The organism is Methylophilus sp. QUAN (assembly GCF_015354445.1).
GTDB lineage: Bacteria > Pseudomonadota > Gammaproteobacteria > Burkholderiales > Methylophilaceae > Methylophilus.
This window is the reverse complement of record NZ_JADKYT010000002.1, coordinates 391,727-410,314: the sequence shown is the minus strand read 5'-3', so window position 1 is coordinate 410,314 and position 18,588 is coordinate 391,727. Positions and strand designations below refer to the sequence as shown.

Here is an 18,588-nt window from a genome sequence, read left to right as displayed (position 1 = left end):
ATATGCCAAAAATTACCATATTGCCTCATGCTGACATCTGTCCTGAAGGGGCCGTGATCGAAGCCGATAAAGGCACCTCCATCTGTGACGCGCTGCTCAAGCACGATATTGATATTGATAACGCCTGTGGTGGCGTCTGCGCCTGTACTACCTGCCATGTCGTGGTACGCGAAGGCTTTAATAGCCTGAATGAGATTGAAGAAGACGAAGACGACATGCTGGACCGCGCTTGGGGACTCACACCACAATCGCGCTTATCTTGCCAGGCCATTTTGCAAGACACCGATGTCACGGTAGAGATTCCAAAATACAGTATTAATCTTGCGAAAGAAGGCCATCACTAAGCCTGTTGCCGCCAGTTAGCCCAATAAAAAAGCCGATGCATGCATCGGCTTTTTGTTTCATGCCTATGGCTGATTAACCAATAAAGGTGTCTTCCAGGAAGTCCACTTTACCGGTAGAGATATCGTAGACCGCGCCGACAATACCGATCTGCTTGCTTTGCAACATATCATCAATAATGTCACTGCAACGAATGATAGTATCGATCTGGTATTTCACGTTTAACGCGCAAATCTTCTCTACAAAATCACTGTTTTTTGAATTGCGCTGGGCCGGATCGGTAATGGTCTTTTCGTGACGGATAGAAGGTTTGATCAGGTTGATAATCTCGCCAATATGACCATCTTTAAAGTCATCACATGCCGCTTTGACTGCGCCGCAAGAAGTATGGCCCATGACCACAATCAGCTTGCTACCCAGGTACTTGCTGCCAAACTCCAGGCTGCCGATGGCTTTGTCTGAAGCAATATTACCAGCCAGGCGCACGCTGAACACATCACCCAATGCCTGATCAAACAACAGCTCTACAGGCGCACGTGAGTCACTGCAGCTCAAAAAAGACGAGAACGGATGTTGTTTATCCTTGGTGATTTGAATCAGGCTTTTGAAATCCTTGTCCTGTTCACGGTCGGTAATAAACCGGTGATTGCCTTCAATCAAGATATCCAGTGCTTCACGCGCAGTCATTTTGTCGCGGTCGAGTAATGGGTGCTTGTACATATTGTGTATCCTCTACTAATGAATTATTTGCATGGCTTATACGCCATGCTTTTTGGTTAATGTCCCAGCATATGCTTGGGTGGTTTGAAATCAATGGTTTCTACATCAATATTTTTCAACTTGGCGTGTTGTTGGTAGCCGTGGATAAACTCCACCACATCATAAGCAATTGATTTGCTATTGGTGCAATCAATCACCACTTTGCTATTCGGTGGAATGGCTTCCAATACCTCCAGGATGCTGGCCTTGTTAAAGAAGGAAACCTCTTCCGCCAGCACTAACTCATACACCTCTTTGCCGTCTTTGGTAGAACGCGTTTGCTTGATGTAGTGCGAATTGCGGTAGCTGTGATGCAAGGTGAAAAAGATCGCAATCACAAGGCCCAGGCCGATGCCGGTCAACAGATCGGTAAACACGATCGCGACTATCGTCACGATAAACGGCACAAACTGCTCCCAGCCCAACTGGTACATTTGTTTGAACAGTTTAGGTTTAGCCAGTTTGTAACCCACCATAATCAGGATAGTGGCCAAGCTGGCCAGAGGGATCAGGTTGAGGAAGCTGGCAATGGTAATTGCACTCAGCAACAGCCAGAAACCATGCAAAACTGCAGACAATTTTGTTTGCGCACCAAAAGTCACGTTGGCACTACTACGCACAATCACCTGCGTAATCGGCAAACCACCAATCAGCCCTGAGACAATATTACCCAAGCCTTGCGCCTTGAGTTCTTTGTTGGTCGGCGTCACACGTTTGTGTGTATCCAGTTTGTCAGTCGCTTCGACACAAAGGAGTGTTTCCAGGCTGGCGACAATGGCCATGACCAACGCAGTTTTAATCACCAGCGGCTGCGTGATCTTGCTGAAATCAGGATGGGTAAAGAAGCTGGCAAACTCGCCCAAGCTGCTCGCTACAGGCAAGCGCACAATCTGGTCGTCACTCAAGGTGAAATTCAACCAGCCGCGCATAAAGGCCACGTTGAGCAGGATACCGACCAGCACCACCACAATTGGCCCTTGCAGCAGTTGGAAAATCCGGTGTTTTTTGGTCAGCACCGTATCCCACAGGATCAGAATCGCGAAAGACACGGCCGCAATCAAGACTGCGCCAGGGGTTAACAGGTCCCATGCCTGCAAAATATCGCTGAAGGTATCATGCCCGGCAAATGCATCAAAAGATTCATCGCCTTCGTAGTCCGCATCGTAACCAAATGCATGCGGAATCTGCTTGAGGATAATCAGCAAACCTATGCCTGTGAGCATGCCGGTAATCACTGAAGATGGCACAAAGTAGGCAATAAAACCGGCTTTCAACTGCCCCAGCAAAAACTGGAATACACCAGCGAGCACCACCGCCGCCAGAAAAACCTCATAAGAACCCAGATTACCAATGGCCGCCATCACAATCACAGCCAGGCCAGCTGCCGGGCCACTGACCCCCAGTTGCGAGCCGCTGGCCAGGCCAACAACGATGCCACCGACAATCCCGGCAATCACGCCCGAAAATAGCGGCGCACCCGACGCCAGCGCGATACCTAAACAAAGTGGCAATGCCACAAAAAACACGACAATGGAGGCTGGTAAGTCTCGATTGATGTGCTTGAACAAGTCTAGCGGGCTAGACCCCTGCACTGAGGTTGACATGGTGTATATCCTTCACAAACAAAACTATTGTTATATTGTTAATTTTTATAATTGACGTTATGACACACAAAACCCCGCAATGATGCGGGGTTATTGTTAGAGCGGTATCAGCGAATTAATCCGCTGTGGTGCTACCGGTATATGGACGTTTGCCAATAAAGTTCAAACGCATTTGTTGATGTTTATCGAAGCCTTTTTCCGGCTTGTCAGTCACGATGCCCGCACCTACCCATTTTTCATCGGAGTTTTGTTTCGCTACAGGTGTTTTGGCATAAGGACGCTGACCTAAAAAGTTTTTATGATGCAAATCTTTTACGCCCATGTCCTGATCCAGTGTTTCCTCTGCGTGTACATTAGCCATTAAACCAAATGTCACCAAGAGTGCCAATAATAATTTACTCATTTATCGCTCCTACATAATTTATTTGTGTATACACCTGGGGTAGGTGTAAGGTAATTATGTGCCAACAACCTTACGCAACACTGACTAGAAAGCACGCTTGCCCAGGTTGTGCAGTTTTAATACCTGCTGCTGATTGTTTGGCTCCACACGCAGCGTAGCCCCTACCCAGGCTTGCTCGGCATCAGCCTTGGCAACCACTTGTTGATAAGGACGCTTACCCAGGAAATGTACCTGATGTGCTCTTTGCACAGCCTCTACATTAGTGTCAGCCGCCTGCACTGGCAACACAACACTCAAACCCAATACCACGGCAACGATAGCAGTTACTTTACGCATATTATTTCTCCTTTAATTGTCTTTCAGACCAGTTGTTTCGTTTTGTATGAATGTTGATGCATTCACGATGGTTTGCATTTTGCCCGTGGTCTGGCAACAAAAAATCTACCGATATAGGTAGTTCGGTATATACTAAACGGCATATGCCGAATGACAGCCCCCCACCCACAGAAAGCGCGTTTGCCTTACGCAATGCGCTTAAACAATCGCAGGTACAACTGGCTCACGACAGATTGTTTGAACGGCTTGGACAGAAATTGTTCATGCATGGCTGGTCTGAAGACTTACTACAATGGCTGCTTGATGAGTTGTGCATGCAATTCGGCGCGGCACATGGCCTGATTAGCCAGCAGCATGCCGGGGCATTGAAGATACTGGCGCAACGTGGAAAAACTTTTCCGGTCGGCGCTCGTGTGCCCATGTTGGGCGCGCTGGGACAATGGCTGAAAGAACCCATACACTTTGAAGTACACGCGCAATTTGTGCCCAGCCTGTGGACCCTGCAAGCAAACACTTCACCTGCCATGCATTGCTACCACTTGCCCATCGCCTGCCAGCAACGCGCTGTGGGGTTACTCGGCCTAATCACCGGCAACCCCTTAAGTCCCAGCAACCTGCAATTACTACATAGTGTCTGTGGCCTACTTGGATTCGCACTGCAAGGACACAGCCAAACCGCCACAGCCATTGATGATAGCTACCTGCAAAAACTCACGCCCCGTGAGCGCGAAGTCTTCGCGCTGCTGCCTTCAGGCGCAAGCAACGCCGCATTAGCGCAAAAACTGGGCATCTCGCCGGGCACCGTCAAAATCCATATTGAACGTATTCTAAGCAAACTGGACCTGAACGACCGCACGCAGGCCGCCGTCAAAGCCGTTGAGGCCGGATTCAAAAGTGATGGGTTATAACAGATGAAAGTCATACTTCATGCCATGACGAATGCCACCCACCGCATGGACCGCTTGTGGCAGGATTTATCGCTGACCACCAAAGGCATTGTGCTTAATGCCCTACCCTTGACCGTATTGCTGGCCTCACTGGCCCTGATTTTTGAAAGCGAACAACAAGCCGCACTGCTGGAAAGACGCGTGCAAAATGCGCTACAAATCCAGCAGGATATCCAGACCCTGCAAACCCTGTTGCTCGAAGCCTCCACCGGCGTGCGTGATTTCCTGCTGACAGGTAACCGCCAGTTTCTGACAGGCTACGAAAGCGCCAGACAAAGCATGCCACACTTACTGAGTTCACTGGAACACAACCTGGATGACCGCTCGCAACAACACCTGTTGCAAGTGATTCATCCATTGGTCGCCAAAAACCTGGACGACCTGGCGACCCTGGCTAGTCACAGTGAAGAAGAGGCTGATGAAGCACTGATTGGTAAATTCAGCTCACAGGGCAATGCCTTAAATCAACTGCGTGCCCATCTTGAGCGCATGAGCTTGCGCGAATCCGCCATCGTTAACCAGGACAAAAAAGAAGTGGTGTACGAACGCAAGCGCAATTTACGCATCACGCTGATGGCCGTGATTGCGGGCGTAGTCGGCTCGCTGATTGGCGTCTGGCTGTTTACCCAAACCATTGTCGCCCGCGTCAAAACCATACGCGATAGCGCCATACACCTGGTCAAGGGCGAACCTCTGGCCTTGCCTAGCATCAGCCGTGACGAGTTGGGTGAACTCACCAGTGAACTGGAGCATGCCTCGCAATTGCTGACACAAAGTGCGCAGGAAGCGCACCTAGCCCGTGTAGAGGCAGAAGAAGCCAGTGCTGCCAAGAGTAATTTTTTATCACGTACCAGTCATGAGCTGCGCACGCCATTAAACGCGATTTTGGGCTTTGCGCAGATCCTCGAAAACGACTTGCCTGAAGGGCGGCAAAAAGACAGCGCAACGCTGATTCATAATGCCGGCCAACACTTGCTGAAGCTGATTAATGAAGTACTGGATATTTCGCGCATTGAAAGTGGCGATATCAGTATGTCTATGGAAGTCATCGCCCTGAATCTACTGCTAGAAGAAGCCTACCACTATCTCAAGCCACTGGAAAAAGTGCGCGACATCACCATAGAAACGCATTTTGAGCCTGATTTGAAAGTGCGCGCCGACCGTCAGCGCTTGCTGCAGGTGATTTTAAACCTGCTGGCCAATGCTTTGAAATATGGTCCAGAAAACACCAGCGTCATCTTCAGTGCTTACCGCCTAAACGGTCATATCCGTGTCGATGTGAAAGACCAGGGGCAAGGCATCCCAGCAGCCTTGCGCTCGCGGCTCTTTACCCCCTTTGATCGGCTGGGGGCTGAGCGCACCGTGACTGAAGGTACAGGCTTGGGCCTGGTGCTCAGCAAGCAACTGATGGATGCCATGGGCGGCCAAATCGGCGTTGCCGAAGACCAAAGCCTGTTCTGGATCAGCCTGCCAGAGGCAGTTCAGGCCACCCCAGTGACAGCCATGGACAAAGAGATTGCCATTGACGCTGCGCCGCACCGCGCAACGTCGGCTACGCCCGCAGCCAAACGCCACATCCTCTATGTAGAAGATAACCATAGCAACCAGGCCCTGATAGAAGCCATATTAAGCAAACACAGGCACCTCAAGCTACACCTGGCGGCCAGTGTGCAAGAAAGCATGGTCTGGTTGCGCGATATGCAGCCAGACTTGCTGCTGCTGGACCTCAACCTGCCGGATGGCTCGGGAGAATCCTTGATCCAGCATATTCAATCCAGCCGCACAGACTTGCAACATATCCCGGTGGTGATTTTAAGTGCAGACGCCTTGCCGGAAACTATGCAACGCCTCAACACCCTGGGCATCGCGCATTACTTTACCAAGCCGTTGAATGTCGCCGCTTTTAACCAGTTATTACTAAAACTTCTACCAGAGACCCCATGAATATAGAACAACTACGTGCCTCCAAAATTTTAATCGTCGATGATGCCGAGGCCAATCTGCGACTGCTGGAAGAGTTACTGACCAAGGAAGGCTTTGAGCAAGTCATCAGCACAACCGACTCGACCAAAACCATGGACCTGGTCAATGCGTTTCAACCCGACCTGATTTTGCTGGACCTCATGATGCCGGTACTGGATGGTTTTGCCGTCCTCGACCAGCTTTCACACCATGTCGGACCGCATGAATACCTACCCGTGCTGGTGCTCACCGCAGACGCCACCATCGCCACGCGCCGCAAGGCACTGGCATTGGGTGCAAAAGACTTTTTAACCAAGCCTTTTGACCCGATGGAGGCCATGCTACGTGTCTGGATACTGCTTGAGACACGCTGGTTGTTTACTCAACTCAAACAGCACCAGCCTAACCTGCAACTACCAGGCTATTCATCCTGATAGTTAGTCAGTTGCTACTGGTGCAAGATAAGCGCGTTTACTTACAAATTGTAAATTTGTACGCGCACTTAGCGCCTGTAGGCGAATATCTTTCTTCAGGCTTGCGCCCTCCCAAGCCTGATCTGCATTTGCAGTAGACAGCTCAAACACCGGTCTTTTCGCAATGTTTTGAGTGACAACAGACTGATCCGCCATTGCAGATCCAGCAAATGACATGGTAACCAAACCAATTAAACCAACTAATTTCACTATTTTCATCGCACGCTCCTTTAATTGAGACTTCACTATTGCCGCCTTTGTGAGACGGATTTGATGGTGTTCACTCTAGCGCACTTGCCTTACAGCAGACTTTCACAAATCTTTCACCAAACTGAATGCCTGCCCGCAGCATTTATCTGTGTTTTCAGTTTGAATTAAGGCGCGTGCAGTATCGTGAATACTCAATCAATCACATGGAGATCACGATGCATAAAGCCTCAAACAAATCCGTTAACCTGCTCATGATCGCTCTATTCTTAGGCGCGATGGCCAGCCACCCTGCACTGGCAGACGATGATGATGACGTGCAAAAAATGACTGAAAAGGCCAAAGCGTTTGGCCTGATTTCACATGAAGAAGCACAAAGCAAAGCGCTGGCAGCCAAGCCTGGTGTGGTGAAAGAGGTCGAACTGGAGCGCAGAAAATTCAAATCCGGCTGGGATTACGAAGTTGAAATTGTCGATAGCAATGGTGCCGAATGGGAAGTATATATCGATGCCAAAACCGGCAAGGTCAACAGCATCAACCGTGACTGGTTTTAAGGCTTAAACGCTGGTGCCTACCGACGTGGGTGCCAGCGTCATCTGGATGCGCAAACCACCCAGTCGCTCAGAGTGAGTGAGCGTCACCTGGCCGTGGTAGTGCTGCACAATATCCTGCACAATCGCCAGCCCCAAACCACTGCCGGGTTTGGATTCATCCATACGCATACCGCGCTGCAACAACGTATCCAATGTCGGCGCGCTGCTACCTGGGCCATCATCTTCAACCACAATCTGGATCACGTCTTGCACTGATACATGTAACTGCACCTGACCGTGACACCATTTAAAGGCGTTATCCAGCACATTACCTAGCAACTCCAGCATGTCTTCACGGTCAACCATCACGCGGGCCTGCCCATCGTGCTGCCAGGCAAATGCCACTGTCTTATTGCTATAAATCCTCTGCAAAGTGGTCACCAGTTTAGGTAACTCTACATCTAAATCAGTCTGCTGGCTGGTGTAAACATCGCCCATGAGTCGTGCGCGTTTTAATTCACGTTCGACATCATGGTGTATCTCTTCGCTACAGTTTTGTATCATCTGCCGTAACTGCGTATCCCCATCCACGGATCCGTTACCCGCCAGCAATTGCAACTGCGCCAGGCGGGTTTTGAGCCCATGTGCCAGATTGCCAATGGCCAGGCGTGAACGCCGGGTTTTCTGGCTGGTACTTTTGAGGATGCGGTTAAACTCGTTGACCAGCGGCATGACTTCAGACGGGCCGCCAGCATTAATCTGCTGTACCTCACCGCTAGCGACTTTTGCCAGGTTTTCCTTGATTTGCTGCAAAGGCAGCAGCGTATTCACCACAATCCAGCGCTGTAATGCCAGCAACGCCAGCAAACCCAGCAAGGAAAACACGCCATACAACCAATGAAACAGGCGCAGGCTTTGCTGAAGCTCGACCAGGCTTTCTGCAATATAAATCGTGATGGTGCGTTGCTGTTTACGGTAAGCATGCCCCAATAGCAGCAACGGTTGCGATTCCGGGCCGCTAACATGGCTGACCCGCTCCTCACCGACCTTGAGCGCACTCACCGGCATATCCACATCCCACCAGGAGCGAGACTGTATCTTGTGTGCAGCGTCCTTGCCTGTATTGTCTAGCAGCACAATAAAATAGCGGCCAGAAAAGGGGCGCTGATAACTGGTTGTAATCAGTCGCGGCTCCAGCGCCAATTCTCCGCGCGCGTTCACCGACACGCCGGCCAGCAAGCCTTCGGCTTCTTGTTGCATACGCGCCGTCAATTGCGACTGGATTAAATGGTCTATGGTAAAGGTGACCACCGCCCATTGCAGCGTCAGCAGCCCAACCAGGCTCAGCGTCAAGCCCAGCGATAGCTGTCTGCGCAGCGACTTCATGCGCCCACACCTGACGTCTGGCCACCTGTAAACAGATAGCCCTGACCACGTTTGGTCTGGATGCGGTCAGCACCGACTTTCTGCCGCAAGCGGTTGATATAGACCTCAATCACATTGCTGTCTTTATCTGCATCATAGGCGTAGACATGCTCGGTGAGTTCGGTTTTAGAAAAAATTCGCCCGGGATGCAACATCAGGTAGCGCAGCAACCTGAACTCGGTGCCCGTCAATGCATGTGCGGTGTCGCCCTGCCAGATGGTTTGTGTCTGCTCGTCCAGGCTTAAATCTGCCACTACCAGCGCGCCATTCACTACACCCACGCTACGCTTATGCACGGCACTGATACGTGCCAGCAATTCCTCCATATGGAAAGGCTTGGTCACATAGTCATCCGCGCCCAAATTAAATGCCTCCACCTTCTCTTGCCAGCTACTGCGCGCGGTTAATACGATCACCGGCATACTGCCAGGTTTTGCACGCCATTCAGCCAGCACATCCAAACCAGGCTTGCCCGGCAAACCGAGATCCAGGATCGCCAGGTCATAGGGCTCAAGCGTACCTTGTATGCTGGCCTCACTGCCCTCTTGCAGCCAGTCGCAAGCATAGCCCGCCGCTTTGAGTGCCTGCTGTGTCTGTGCGCCGAGCACAGCGTCATCCTCTACCAACAGCAAACGCATACTTTAGTCGTCCTGCTCCATTTTGAGTAACTGCCCGCTCTTGGCGTCCAGTTTAAGCTCCCACACCTGGCTAGCGGCATCCAGTATCTCAACCTCATAAATATACCGCCCATGCTTTTTCTCAAGTTCGACCTCCAGAATCTCGCCAGGTTTATAGCTTCTGGCTTTTTGTGAGATTTTTTCCAAGCTCAAAATATCGCCTTTCGCCGATAAACGCCCAGCGCTGGTGGCACTTTCACCTGAGTCTGCACGAGGCAGGTAAACCAGCGCAAGCAATACAGCAAGCAGCGTAAAAAGCCCTATCCATGTGCGGCGTTGCATCCAAAACATAGCGTCACATCCCTCAAAAACTACTGAAATCGACCAAAGTTTAACAGTATTCATCTTAAACCAAGCTGAATTCAGGCCTGCTCCCTGTATTTGCATGTTCTAAATCGCAGATTAATTCATCACAGGCACTTTAAAAAACGCACAACCGCTACAATATGAGATTGAGCCTTTAACACCGAACACCCACGTACATGCTTTTTTTATCCCATACCTCCACCGCCAGATTACCTACCCAGTTTGGTGAATTTGATATCCATGTATTTACGGATAGCCGTAATGGCGTGGAGCATATTGCCCTGGCCTGCGGTGAACTGCAGCGCGCCAGCGAGCCACTGGTGCGGGTGCATTCTGAGTGTTTAACGGGGGATGTGTTTGGCTCCACGCGCTGCGATTGCGGCGAACAACTACATCACGCGCAACGCCTGATCCAGGAAACCGGCCAAGGCTTGATCCTGTATTTAAAAAACCATGAAGGCCGCGGCATCGGCCTGACCAACAAAATGCGTGCGTATGCCTTGCAAGACCAGGGCATGGATACGGTAGAAGCCAATGTGGCACTGGGTTTACCGATTGACGCACGTACCTATGAGGCCGCTGCGGACATGCTGGGCTACTTTGAAATCAATAGCATCCGTTTGCTGTCTAATAACCAAGAAAAGCGATCCGCTTTGCAATCCTTGGGGATTAGTATTCATCAGCAAGTACCCCTGCTGACCACACCGACCGCGGAAAACCTCAAATACCTGCAAACCAAGTCCAGCAAGCTGGGCCATATGATCCCAGACCTGGGATAACCAGCTACCAGCCTCATAAATACTGGTTATAAGCCACAAAGTAAATGTTATAAACCTGCCGCCATGGCGGGGCTATACTCCTTGTTCGTCCCAATAAAACCACAAGGAGATACACGCGATGCAGCAAGAGACGATATCCATCCATGGCGGCTATAGCCCCGATCCGACCACCAAGGCGGTGGCGGTACCTGTGTATCAAACGACCTCTTACGCCTTTGACAACACCCAGCATGGCGCAGACCTGTTTGACCTCAAGGTACAGGGCAATATCTACACGCGCATCATGAACCCGACCACCGCCGTACTGGAAGAGCGCCTGGCACAACTCGAAGGTGGCATAGGCGCATTGGCGCTGGCCTCCGGTATGGCTGCAATCACTTATGCCATTCAAACCATTGCCGAGGCTGGCGATAATATTGTCTCAGTCTCTACGCTTTACGGCGGCACTTATAATTTATTTGCCCATACCTTGCCCAAGCAAGGCATAGAAGTCAGGTTTTTTGATTATCGCGATCCTGCTTCGCTGGAAAAACTCATAGACAGTCGTACCAAACTGGTATTCGCCGAAACCATAGGCAACCCCTTGGGCAATGTGGTAGACCTGGCTGCCATTAGCGCTGCTGCGCATAAATATGGCGTGCCCGTCATCGTCGATAACACTGTCGCTACCCCTATCCTGGCCAAACCATTCGAGCATGGTGTGGATATCGTGGTGCATTCCCTGACCAAATATATCGGCGGGCATGGCAACTCGATAGGCGGTATCATCGTCGATAGCGGCAAATTTCCCTGGGGTGAACATGCGGACAGATTTCCTAGCCTCAATACACCAGACCCAAGTTACCACGGCGTCAACTATGTAGAAGCGCTCGGCCCTGCGGCCTACATCGCCCGTGCGCGCGTGGTGCCATTGCGTAACACCGGAGCCGCCATCAGCCCATTCAACAGCTTTTTGATCCTGCAAGGACTGGAAACACTGGCACTGCGTATCGAGCGGCATAGTAGCAATGCCTTGGCGGTGGCCAATTACTTGCAGCAACACCCCAAGGTCAAATGGGTTAAATATGCCGGGCTGACAGACCATCCCGACCATGCGTTGGTGCAAAAATACCTGAAGGGGCAAGCTTCGGGGATATTGTCTTTTGGCGTGCAAGATGGACGACAAGGCGGCACACGCTTTATTGATGCGCTGCAGCTCTTCACCCGCCTGGTGAATATCGGCGATGCCAAAAGCCTGGCCTGCCACCCGGCAACCACCACGCACCGTCAACTGAATGCAGAAGAACTCGCCCGCGCGGGGGTGAGTGAAGACATGGTCAGGCTGTCAGTAGGCATAGAGCATATTGACGACCTGATTGCTGACCTGGAGCAGGCGCTGGCAGAGGTATAGGCATCACCTGGTGATTGCAGGCGGCTTGTGTCTGCCTGCAATCATCGCTAAAGTGCTACGCCATGCAGCATACGTTCGTCGCAGACATTCTCACCAATCCGAACAACGCCCAGATCCTTGCACGCTGGCATCAGTTATCCCTGCCGGATAGCTGGCTGGTGGCAGGATGCTTGTTCCAAACGGTCTGGAACCGTTTGTCTGCTAAATCACCGGAAGCTGATATCAAGGATTACGACATCTTCTACTTTGACGCCACGGATGTCTCTGCAGAAGCTGAACAGGCGTGCCAGGCAGAAGCCAATGCCCTCTTCCATGACCTCAATATCACGATCGAGGTATGCAACCAGGCCAGGGTGCATCATTGGTATGAAAACCACTTTGGTTATCCCTACCCGCAGTTACACAACAGTCGGCAAGGCATAGATCGTTTTCTGATTCCATCGACCTGTGTTGGCATCAATCCTGATGCGGTGTATGCACCGCATGGCTTTGAGCCGCTCTATCAAGGCATTTTGTCCATCAATCCGCTGACACCGCATCGTGACCTTTACGAAAGCAAAGCCAACTCCTACCAAAAGAGATGGCCCTGGTTACGACGTCTTGAATCATGACTTTAAACGCCCTATTTACTGCCCCCTTCAGGAAAACATCTATGAAATCGCTGCCATTCCTTATCACCACGATGCTGCTCTCCAGTTTGGTCACCACGGCACATGCTGCCGAAGCCTACCTCGGCCAGTTTCTTTACCAATATGACGGCGGCAACGTTTACCGGGTCACGGTCAAGGAGGCCAAATCCATGTCGTGGCTATGTATCAAGGGAGATGAAAAAGGCGCGCACGGCGTAGAAACACCTGAACGTTTTACCGTGGCCGACAAGGTTTACTTTGCGACTTGGATAGAAAAAACAGGCATCAATGTCACCCAAGTAATCAACCTGAACACCATGAAGGTATATTCAACCATTATTGATGGCAAACAACGCTATGTGATTTCAGGCAACATCGTGCGTGAAAAATAATCACGCACTCATCATCACCCGGTTGCGGCCTGCATGTTTGGCCTGGTACAGCGCTTTATCTGCCTCTGCGATCACAGACTCATAATCAATTTTGCCCTTTGCCAGCGCGCCGCCAATACTCACGGTGAGTGCAATACTGTTGCCGCCGGGCGCCTGGATACGCGCTTGTGCGACCTTGCTGCGGATATTCTCTGCGACATGCATGGCTGTGCTCGCATCCGCTTCAACCAGGATTAATAGCATTTCTTCACCGCCATACCTGAACACAAAGTCTGACGGACGCACTGACTCGGTCATTAACGTCGCCACTTTCTGCAAGGCCATATCGCCAGCAGCATGACCATGGCTGTCATTGACGGTTTTGAAGTGGTCCAAGTCAAGAATCAGGATAGCAAAGCCTACCGCACCTTCACGTTTTTGCAAGGCAATTTCACGCGATAGCACCGTGTGAATAAAGCGGCGGTTTAATAAACGAGTCAGGCTGTCGCGTGCGTTATCCAGCTCGATGTGTGAGTCAAAAATCTCATTAATGACAAACTTGATTTTGACCAGGTCTTGCTGAATCAACTGGAACTGACTGCCAATCGCCGCACGGTCATCGTACTGCGTGGTTTCCAGCTTGGGCAAAATCTGCTGGTCAATTTTGGCAATACATTCGGCAATGTTTTGCAACTTGGGGGTGCGTTCAAACATCAGGCTGGCTTTGTGCAAAAACCACATGCCAAATTCAGACTTGGCCAATCGTGGCAAACCGATGTCGGAGGGGCTATAAAACCAGGCCAGGATATTGCGCTCCCATTCGGTGAGAAATGCGCGTTGTCGCTCTCTCTCCATGGCGATATTGCTGCCTATTACCGCCAGCCGATAGGACTCATCAAGCCGTGTTTGATCAGAAATCGATTGCATATAGCCATGATTACGGATCTCGTATGACAGTCCGATCAGATGATTCACATACATCACCGACTGCATCTTTTCCTGGTCTGTCCACGCTTGCATGAGGATATGCCGCAAAATACAGGCATTGATCATACGCAGGCTTTTCGACACCGAATGCGCTGGGTAGCCGACTCGGGACAATTTCATGCCTAGCGCATGCTGCTCCTGCACGAAGTGGTTGACATCCGAAAACTGCATGCTAAATAGCTGATATACCCACTCTTCAAACACGGCCGTCCATTTGGCGCGCATCTCATTCGTATTAAGCAACTTACTCAACACCGGGTCTGTGCCCAGGTAATGCAGGTAAGCAGTGAGCAGCTCCTGCATATTGTCCGTAATCAAGCCATAAACCTGCTGGATCACCGCAGGCGGCGTGCCAGCTATAATGGCTTTCCATTCATCGGTCACCAGCATTTCAGCATACTCTGGATGATTGCCAGCGTCGGGGGTATGTTCGTCGTACGTCATCGCTCTACCATTGTTTTTTCATAGACACTGCCATGACCAACATAACGTTAGCAAGTATCATGGAGTGATAAGGCATCATAACGTTATTCTGTTTATGTCATCAAACATTGATTTAATTTAATATTTGATAACAAAAATGCAACTTTAATACTGTGATTAAAACCTGGTGCAGTGTTGACCTAAGCAGGCAAAAAAACAGGCGAGCACAGTGGCTCGCCTGGATTCAGCGCAATCGAGTTGGATATTTAAAACACGCGCAACTGCGTTGGCTTCAAATAAACGGTTTCACCTTGCTGAAAATTCAACTGGTTAAACTGGTCACGCCCAAGTTCCACGTCTACATATTGCGCATTGTCTGTACGCTTGATTTCCAGGCGTACCAGCGAGCCTACAGAATGCACATAGGTTAGCGCACCTGCGATGCTATTGGCTTCGGCCACACGGCTCACGGCGATTTCATACGGGCGCACAAAGCCTTTGCCTTGCGGTGTTTCAAACGCATTCACATTACCCAAAAACTCATACACAAACGGCGTCGCAGGCTGGTCGTAAACCGCTTGAGGTGAACCCACCTGCTCGACCTGGCCATGATTCATCACCACAATGGTGTCAGCTACTTCTAAAGCCTCTTCTTGGTCATGCGTCACAAACACGCTGGTCACATGCAACTCGTCGTGCAAGCGACGCAACCAGCGGCGCAGGTCTTTACGCACTTTGGCATCCAGCGCGCCAAATGGCTCATCCAGCAACAACACTTTAGGCTCGACGGCCAACGCACGCGCTAGGGCGATACGCTGGCGCTGGCCACCAGATAATTGCGGTGGATAACGATCTGCCAGCCAGTCTAACTGCACCAGTTTGAGCAGGTCATGCACCCGTTTTTTGATTTCACCATCTGACGGACGGGTCTCTTTTGGACGCACGCGCAGGCCAAATGCCACGTTTTCAAACACCGTCATATGGCGGAACAGTGCATAGTGCTGAAATACAAACCCTACCTGGCGTTCGCGCACATCTCTATGGGTAGTATCTACGCCATCAAACAATACCTGGCCGCTATCCGGGGATTCCAAGCCAGCAATAATGCGCAACAAGGTGGTTTTTCCGCAACCTGACGGCCCCAGTAAGGCCACCAACTCGCCAGACGGCACTTGCAGGTTGATATCACGCAACGCGCTAAACTGGCCAAAACCTTTGTTAATCTGTTGAATGGTAATACTCATCTTAAGCCGTCACTTCCTTTTCAATATTGGCAGCATCACGCGAAGCCTGCCATTCGACATATGTTTTTAATACCAGTGTGACCAGTGCCAGCAGCGTCAGCAGTGAAGCCACAGCAAACGCAGCCGCATAGTTATATTCGTTATACAAAATCTCGACATGCAGCGGCATGGTATTGGTCAGGCCGCGGATATGGCCGGACACCACAGACACGGCACCAAACTCACCCATCGCCCGCGCATTGGTCAGAATCACACCGTAAATCAGGCCCCACTTCACGTTGGGCAAGGTCACATGCCACAGCATTTTCCAGCCGGAAGCACCTAATACTAAGGCAGCCTCTTCCTCTTCTTTGCCTTGCGCCTGCATCAGCGGAATCAACTCACGTGCCACAAACGGGAAGGTTACAAAAATGGTCGCCAACACAATGCCAGGCACTGCGAACACGACTTTGAGATCATGATCAATCAGCCACTCGCCAAACCAGCCTTGCAGGCCAAAAATCAGCACAAAAATTAAACCTGCAATCACTGGCGATACGGCAAATGGCAAATCAATCAAGGTGATCAAAAAGCTTTTGCCTTTAAAGTCGAACTTGGTAATCGCCCAGGCCGCGGCCACGCCAAACACCAGGTTTAATGGCACCGAAATCAAAGAAGCAATCAGTGTCAGCTTCATGGCCGACAAAGCATCCGCTTCGGTAATCGCCGCCAGGTAGACGCCCCAACCTTTGCGCAAAGCCTCAGCAAATACAGCCGCCAGCGGGATTAATAAGAACAATCCCAAAAAAGCCAGTGCCAGGCCAATCAGCCCCCAGCGTACCCAGGTCGGTTCAGAGGTCGCACGCTTGTAAGCAACCTTGCCCTGATATTGTTGAAATTGTGTGGTATGCATAAATGTTCTATTCAATTAAATATTAAGCGAGTGCAGCATTTGCCCGCATAGCCAATTACTTATGACCATGGCGGTGATTACTCCACCACTGCAATAAGTTAATCAGCAACAACAAGACAAACGAAATCACCAGCATCACCACTGCAATCGCGGTTGCCCCGGCATAGTCATATTGTTCCAGCTTGGTGATAATCATCAGCGGCGTAATCTCGGAGATCATCGGCATATTGCCCGCAATAAAAATTACCGAACCATACTCACCCACGGCGCGGGCAAATGCCAGCGAAAAGCCGGTGAGCAAAGCGGGCCAAATGGCTGGCAAAATAATCTTGTAAAAGGTTTGCCAGCGGTTGGCGCCCAGGCTGGCAGCAGCCTCTTCGGCTTCTGCACTAAAATCTTCCAGCACCGGCTGCACCGTGCGCACCACAAATGGCAAACCGATAAACGTCAGCGCAACCACCACGCCCAGCGGCGTAAAAGCCACTTTAATACCATGTGGTTCCAGCCATTGGCCTAACCAGCCATTCGGCGCATAAATCGCTGTCAATGCGATACCGGCGACGGCAGTGGGCAAGGCAAAAGGCAAGTCAACCAGGGCATCGAGCACTTTTTTGCCAAAGAACTGGTAGCGCACCAGCACCCAGGCCGTGAGTAAGCCGAACACCAGGTTAATCACGGCTGCCAGCAGGGAGGCGCCAAAGGTGAGCTTATAAGTTGCCACCACGCGTGGCGTGGTCACCACAGCCCAAAACTCATGCAAACTCAGCTCAGTGGTGCGTAGAAAAACAGCAGCTAACGGAATCAGCACAATCAGGCTTAAATAAACCAGTGTGACCCCCAATGACAGCCCGAAGCCGGGAAGTAAATGTTTCTTTTTTTGTGATGCCATATTGTGTGGTGACAAGTGTAAACAGGCGCTAATGTAGCTGGATTCTTTTAAATCTCAAAAGAATAGATAATCATTAATTTATAAGCGCCTGTTATATTAAAGAATAGATGATTACGCTACTTTAGGTGAACGGTGCTGGTACTGGTCATTAATAACCTTGGCCACCACTGGCGCCGCCAATAAATTACCTTGCAGCACGGTCGCGCCAGAAGCAATGGCAATATCCAGTTGCTGCTGCGTTTCTATGCCAAGAATCACCGGTGTACTGCCTAGATCTTGCACCGTCGCTACCAGCCCCTTCAAGGCCTTAGCCAGTGAAGGCTGTTGTGCTGCCTGGTGAATCACTGACACATCAAATTTAATGTAATCATGGTGCGCGCTCCATAAGCGGTACAACTTGCTCTGATGGCCACCCACATGGTCAAACGCAATCTGGTAGCCCAGTGCACGGTAATTTTCAATCGCCGAAATCAGGTGCTTGTCCTGCTCAATCAGGGACTCATTGATCTCCAGCACCACCCGGTGTGTAGGCACGGAATATTTATGCAGAATCTGCTCAAATACCTTGCCGTGCGCGCTGACTTCAAGCAGCAGTTTTGGATGCACGTTTAAAAATAGCAGGCCGTTTTCCTGGTGAATCGCACGGTAATTCAACACGTGCTGCGAGCGGCATACACGGTCAAACTGCACCAGCTTGCCGGATTGCTCGGCATAGGTGAACGCAAACTCTGGCGTGCTGCCCAGCGTGCCAAACAAAGACGGACGGATCAGGGCTTCGTAGCCGTAGATATCGCCTTGTTTGGCATCATAAATAGGCTGGAAAGCGGTTTTGAGATGCACACCGATAAAGGTGCTCTCATATTCGCCCGAACTGGCTTCCAGCAGCCCCAGCTCTTCCAGATCCAGCGACAGCGCATGCTTTAACTCTGCCCGTAGCTGTATGACGTGTTCTGGTTCCTGATTTGATTGACGTTGCGTCATCGTGACTCCTTCCTGCGAGACTACTTTGT

Annotated in this window: 22 protein-coding genes; 9 read left to right on the top strand and 13 right to left on the bottom strand. The window is 50.7% G+C overall.

Translation table 11 applies throughout. The annotated features are described in order from the left end of the window. Nucleotides 1-2 precede the first annotated feature (2 nt). On the top strand, nucleotides 3-344 hold the full coding sequence (fdx, locus tag INP79_RS10505) for an ISC system 2Fe-2S type ferredoxin (protein ID WP_194754225.1): 342 nt from the start codon (nucleotides 3-5) through the stop codon (nucleotides 342-344). A gap of 73 nt (nucleotides 345-417) precedes the next feature. Here fdx and INP79_RS10500 read toward each other — a convergent pair whose 3' ends face one another. The 4 genes from INP79_RS10500 to INP79_RS10485 all read right to left on the bottom strand — a co-directional run bounded on the left by INP79_RS10500 (nucleotide 418) and on the right by INP79_RS10485 (nucleotide 3,444). Further along, complete coding sequence (locus tag INP79_RS10500) at nucleotides 418-1,062, bottom strand: carbonic anhydrase (RefSeq protein ID WP_194754224.1); 645 nt, start codon at nucleotides 1,060-1,062, stop codon at nucleotides 418-420. A gap of 56 nt (nucleotides 1,063-1,118) precedes the next feature. Then, nucleotides 1,119-2,705 carry a SulP family inorganic anion transporter gene (locus tag INP79_RS10495; protein WP_194754223.1) on the bottom strand — a complete coding sequence of 529 codons (1,587 nt, stop codon included), beginning with the start codon at nucleotides 2,703-2,705 and terminating at the stop codon, nucleotides 1,119-1,121. A 115-nt stretch (nucleotides 2,706-2,820) separates the two neighbouring features. After that, a complete protein-coding gene (locus INP79_RS10490; protein ID WP_194754222.1) occupies nucleotides 2,821-3,108 on the bottom strand; it encodes a hypothetical protein in 288 nt (95 codons plus the stop codon). An 84-nt stretch (nucleotides 3,109-3,192) separates the two neighbouring features. Further along, complete coding sequence (locus tag INP79_RS10485; protein WP_194754221.1) at nucleotides 3,193-3,444, bottom strand: hypothetical protein; 252 nt, start codon at nucleotides 3,442-3,444, stop codon at nucleotides 3,193-3,195. A 56-nt stretch (nucleotides 3,445-3,500) separates the two neighbouring features. Here INP79_RS10485 and INP79_RS10480 point away from each other — a divergent pair, with 56 nt between their 5' ends. The 3 genes from INP79_RS10480 to INP79_RS10470 are packed head-to-tail and all read left to right on the top strand — an operon-like array spanning nucleotide 3,501 to nucleotide 6,787. Continuing rightward, nucleotides 3,501-4,352, top strand: a complete 852-nt coding sequence (locus tag INP79_RS10480; RefSeq protein WP_228519867.1) for a response regulator transcription factor — start codon at nucleotides 3,501-3,503, stop codon at nucleotides 4,350-4,352. A 3-nt stretch (nucleotides 4,353-4,355) separates the two neighbouring features. Further along, nucleotides 4,356-6,335 (top strand): ATP-binding protein, encoded by a 1,980-nt coding sequence (locus INP79_RS10475; protein ID WP_194754220.1) that lies wholly within the window; start codon nucleotides 4,356-4,358, stop codon nucleotides 6,333-6,335. Next, the gene (locus INP79_RS10470; protein ID WP_194754219.1) at nucleotides 6,332-6,787 is read left to right on the top strand and encodes a response regulator; all 456 of its coding nucleotides are present in this window, start codon (nucleotides 6,332-6,334) and stop codon (nucleotides 6,785-6,787) included. Before INP79_RS10475 ends, INP79_RS10470 begins: the two co-directional genes overlap by 4 nt. 3 nt (nucleotides 6,788-6,790) lie before the next feature. Here INP79_RS10470 and INP79_RS10465 read toward each other — a convergent pair whose 3' ends face one another. Next, a complete protein-coding gene (locus INP79_RS10465; protein WP_194754218.1) occupies nucleotides 6,791-7,045 on the bottom strand; it encodes a hypothetical protein in 255 nt (84 codons plus the stop codon). 206 nt (nucleotides 7,046-7,251) lie between these two features. Between INP79_RS10465 and INP79_RS10460 the strand changes: the two genes are divergently transcribed. Beyond that, nucleotides 7,252-7,587 (top strand): PepSY domain-containing protein, encoded by a 336-nt coding sequence (locus INP79_RS10460; protein ID WP_194754217.1) that lies wholly within the window; start codon nucleotides 7,252-7,254, stop codon nucleotides 7,585-7,587. A gap of 3 nt (nucleotides 7,588-7,590) precedes the next feature. Here the strand turns inward: INP79_RS10460 and INP79_RS10455 are convergent, their stop codons facing one another. Genes INP79_RS10455 through INP79_RS10445 form a run of 3 tightly spaced genes read right to left on the bottom strand, consistent with a single transcriptional unit; the run spans nucleotide 7,591 to nucleotide 9,959 of the window. Beyond that, nucleotides 7,591-8,952 (bottom strand): sensor histidine kinase, encoded by a 1,362-nt coding sequence (locus tag INP79_RS10455; RefSeq protein ID WP_194754216.1) that lies wholly within the window; start codon nucleotides 8,950-8,952, stop codon nucleotides 7,591-7,593. Further along, nucleotides 8,949-9,629 carry a response regulator transcription factor gene (locus tag INP79_RS10450; protein ID WP_194754215.1) on the bottom strand — a complete coding sequence of 227 codons (681 nt, stop codon included), beginning with the start codon at nucleotides 9,627-9,629 and terminating at the stop codon, nucleotides 8,949-8,951. Before INP79_RS10450 ends, INP79_RS10455 begins: the two co-directional genes overlap by 4 nt. A 3-nt stretch (nucleotides 9,630-9,632) precedes the next feature. After that, nucleotides 9,633-9,959: a PepSY domain-containing protein gene (locus tag INP79_RS10445; protein ID WP_194754214.1), complete on the bottom strand. Its 327-nt coding sequence runs from the start codon at nucleotides 9,957-9,959 to the stop codon at nucleotides 9,633-9,635. A 191-nt stretch (nucleotides 9,960-10,150) separates the two neighbouring features. Here INP79_RS10445 and ribA point away from each other — a divergent pair, with 191 nt between their 5' ends. From ribA to INP79_RS10425, 4 genes are all read left to right on the top strand, one after another. Beyond that, nucleotides 10,151-10,753, top strand: a complete 603-nt coding sequence (ribA, locus tag INP79_RS10440) for a GTP cyclohydrolase II (RefSeq protein WP_194754213.1) — start codon at nucleotides 10,151-10,153, stop codon at nucleotides 10,751-10,753. 118 nt (nucleotides 10,754-10,871) lie between these two features. Further along, nucleotides 10,872-12,143: a bifunctional O-acetylhomoserine aminocarboxypropyltransferase/cysteine synthase gene (locus INP79_RS10435; RefSeq protein ID WP_194754212.1), complete on the top strand. Its 1,272-nt coding sequence runs from the start codon at nucleotides 10,872-10,874 to the stop codon at nucleotides 12,141-12,143. A gap of 62 nt (nucleotides 12,144-12,205) precedes the next feature. Next, the gene (locus INP79_RS10430) at nucleotides 12,206-12,754 is read left to right on the top strand and encodes a nucleotidyltransferase family protein (protein WP_194754211.1); all 549 of its coding nucleotides are present in this window, start codon (nucleotides 12,206-12,208) and stop codon (nucleotides 12,752-12,754) included. Between the two features lie 41 nt (nucleotides 12,755-12,795). Next, complete coding sequence (locus INP79_RS10425; RefSeq protein ID WP_194754210.1) at nucleotides 12,796-13,164, top strand: MoaF C-terminal domain-containing protein; 369 nt, start codon at nucleotides 12,796-12,798, stop codon at nucleotides 13,162-13,164. Here the strand turns inward: INP79_RS10425 and INP79_RS10420 are convergent, their stop codons facing one another. The 5 genes from INP79_RS10420 to INP79_RS10400 form a co-directional block, all read right to left on the bottom strand. After that, nucleotides 13,165-14,574 carry a GGDEF domain-containing protein gene (locus tag INP79_RS10420; protein WP_228519865.1) on the bottom strand — a complete coding sequence of 470 codons (1,410 nt, stop codon included), beginning with the start codon at nucleotides 14,572-14,574 and terminating at the stop codon, nucleotides 13,165-13,167. It abuts the gene before it with no gap. 245 nt (nucleotides 14,575-14,819) lie between these two features. Continuing rightward, nucleotides 14,820-15,797: a sulfate/molybdate ABC transporter ATP-binding protein gene (locus INP79_RS10415; protein ID WP_194754209.1), complete on the bottom strand. Its 978-nt coding sequence runs from the start codon at nucleotides 15,795-15,797 to the stop codon at nucleotides 14,820-14,822. A 1-nt stretch (nucleotide 15,798) separates the two neighbouring features. Beyond that, nucleotides 15,799-16,689: a sulfate ABC transporter permease subunit CysW gene (cysW, locus tag INP79_RS10410; protein WP_194754208.1), complete on the bottom strand. Its 891-nt coding sequence runs from the start codon at nucleotides 16,687-16,689 to the stop codon at nucleotides 15,799-15,801. 55 nt (nucleotides 16,690-16,744) lie between these two features. Then, nucleotides 16,745-17,578, bottom strand: coding sequence for a sulfate ABC transporter permease subunit CysT (cysT, locus tag INP79_RS10405; protein ID WP_194754207.1), 834 nt, complete (start codon nucleotides 17,576-17,578; stop codon nucleotides 16,745-16,747). Nucleotides 17,579-17,689: 111 nt separating this feature from the next. Further along, nucleotides 17,690-18,559, bottom strand: a complete 870-nt coding sequence (locus tag INP79_RS10400; RefSeq protein WP_194754206.1) for an EAL domain-containing protein — start codon at nucleotides 18,557-18,559, stop codon at nucleotides 17,690-17,692. Nucleotides 18,560-18,588: the final 29 nt, after the last annotated feature.

What these genes read in the sequence shown, in the direction of transcription:
- ribA (WP_194754213.1), top strand. Translation starts at nt 10,151, where the DNA reads ATGCTTTTTTTATCCCATACCTCCACCGCCAGATTACCTACCCAGTTT.
- INP79_RS10460 (WP_194754217.1), top strand. Translation starts at nt 7,252, where the DNA reads ATGCATAAAGCCTCAAACAAATCCGTTAACCTGCTCATGATCGCTCTA.
- INP79_RS10415 (WP_194754209.1), bottom strand. Translation starts at nt 15,797, where the DNA reads ATGAGTATTACCATTCAACAGATTAACAAAGGTTTTGGCCAGTTTAGC.
- INP79_RS10495 (WP_194754223.1), bottom strand. Translation starts at nt 2,705, where the DNA reads ATGTCAACCTCAGTGCAGGGGTCTAGCCCGCTAGACTTGTTCAAGCAC.
- INP79_RS10490 (WP_194754222.1), bottom strand. Translation starts at nt 3,108, where the DNA reads ATGAGTAAATTATTATTGGCACTCTTGGTGACATTTGGTTTAATGGCT.
- cysW (WP_194754208.1), bottom strand. Translation starts at nt 16,689, where the DNA reads ATGCATACCACACAATTTCAACAATATCAGGGCAAGGTTGCTTACAAG.
- INP79_RS10465 (WP_194754218.1), bottom strand. Translation starts at nt 7,045, where the DNA reads ATGAAAATAGTGAAATTAGTTGGTTTAATTGGTTTGGTTACCATGTCA.
- INP79_RS10470 (WP_194754219.1), top strand. Translation starts at nt 6,332, where the DNA reads ATGAATATAGAACAACTACGTGCCTCCAAAATTTTAATCGTCGATGAT.
- cysT (WP_194754207.1), bottom strand. Translation starts at nt 17,578, where the DNA reads ATGGCATCACAAAAAAAGAAACATTTACTTCCCGGCTTCGGGCTGTCA.
- INP79_RS10485 (WP_194754221.1), bottom strand. Translation starts at nt 3,444, where the DNA reads ATGCGTAAAGTAACTGCTATCGTTGCCGTGGTATTGGGTTTGAGTGTT.
- INP79_RS10445 (WP_194754214.1), bottom strand. Translation starts at nt 9,959, where the DNA reads ATGTTTTGGATGCAACGCCGCACATGGATAGGGCTTTTTACGCTGCTT.
- INP79_RS10435 (WP_194754212.1), top strand. Translation starts at nt 10,872, where the DNA reads ATGCAGCAAGAGACGATATCCATCCATGGCGGCTATAGCCCCGATCCG.
- INP79_RS10480 (WP_228519867.1), top strand. Translation starts at nt 3,501, where the DNA reads ATGCATTCACGATGGTTTGCATTTTGCCCGTGGTCTGGCAACAAAAAA.
- INP79_RS10430 (WP_194754211.1), top strand. Translation starts at nt 12,206, where the DNA reads ATGCAGCATACGTTCGTCGCAGACATTCTCACCAATCCGAACAACGCC.
- INP79_RS10475 (WP_194754220.1), top strand. Translation starts at nt 4,356, where the DNA reads ATGAAAGTCATACTTCATGCCATGACGAATGCCACCCACCGCATGGAC.
- INP79_RS10450 (WP_194754215.1), bottom strand. Translation starts at nt 9,629, where the DNA reads ATGCGTTTGCTGTTGGTAGAGGATGACGCTGTGCTCGGCGCACAGACA.
- INP79_RS10500 (WP_194754224.1), bottom strand. Translation starts at nt 1,062, where the DNA reads ATGTACAAGCACCCATTACTCGACCGCGACAAAATGACTGCGCGTGAA.
- INP79_RS10420 (WP_228519865.1), bottom strand. Translation starts at nt 14,574, where the DNA reads ATGACGTACGACGAACATACCCCCGACGCTGGCAATCATCCAGAGTAT.
- INP79_RS10425 (WP_194754210.1), top strand. Translation starts at nt 12,796, where the DNA reads ATGAAATCGCTGCCATTCCTTATCACCACGATGCTGCTCTCCAGTTTG.
- INP79_RS10455 (WP_194754216.1), bottom strand. Translation starts at nt 8,952, where the DNA reads ATGAAGTCGCTGCGCAGACAGCTATCGCTGGGCTTGACGCTGAGCCTG.
- fdx (WP_194754225.1), top strand. Translation starts at nt 3, where the DNA reads ATGCCAAAAATTACCATATTGCCTCATGCTGACATCTGTCCTGAAGGG.
- INP79_RS10400 (WP_194754206.1), bottom strand. Translation starts at nt 18,559, where the DNA reads ATGACGCAACGTCAATCAAATCAGGAACCAGAACACGTCATACAGCTA.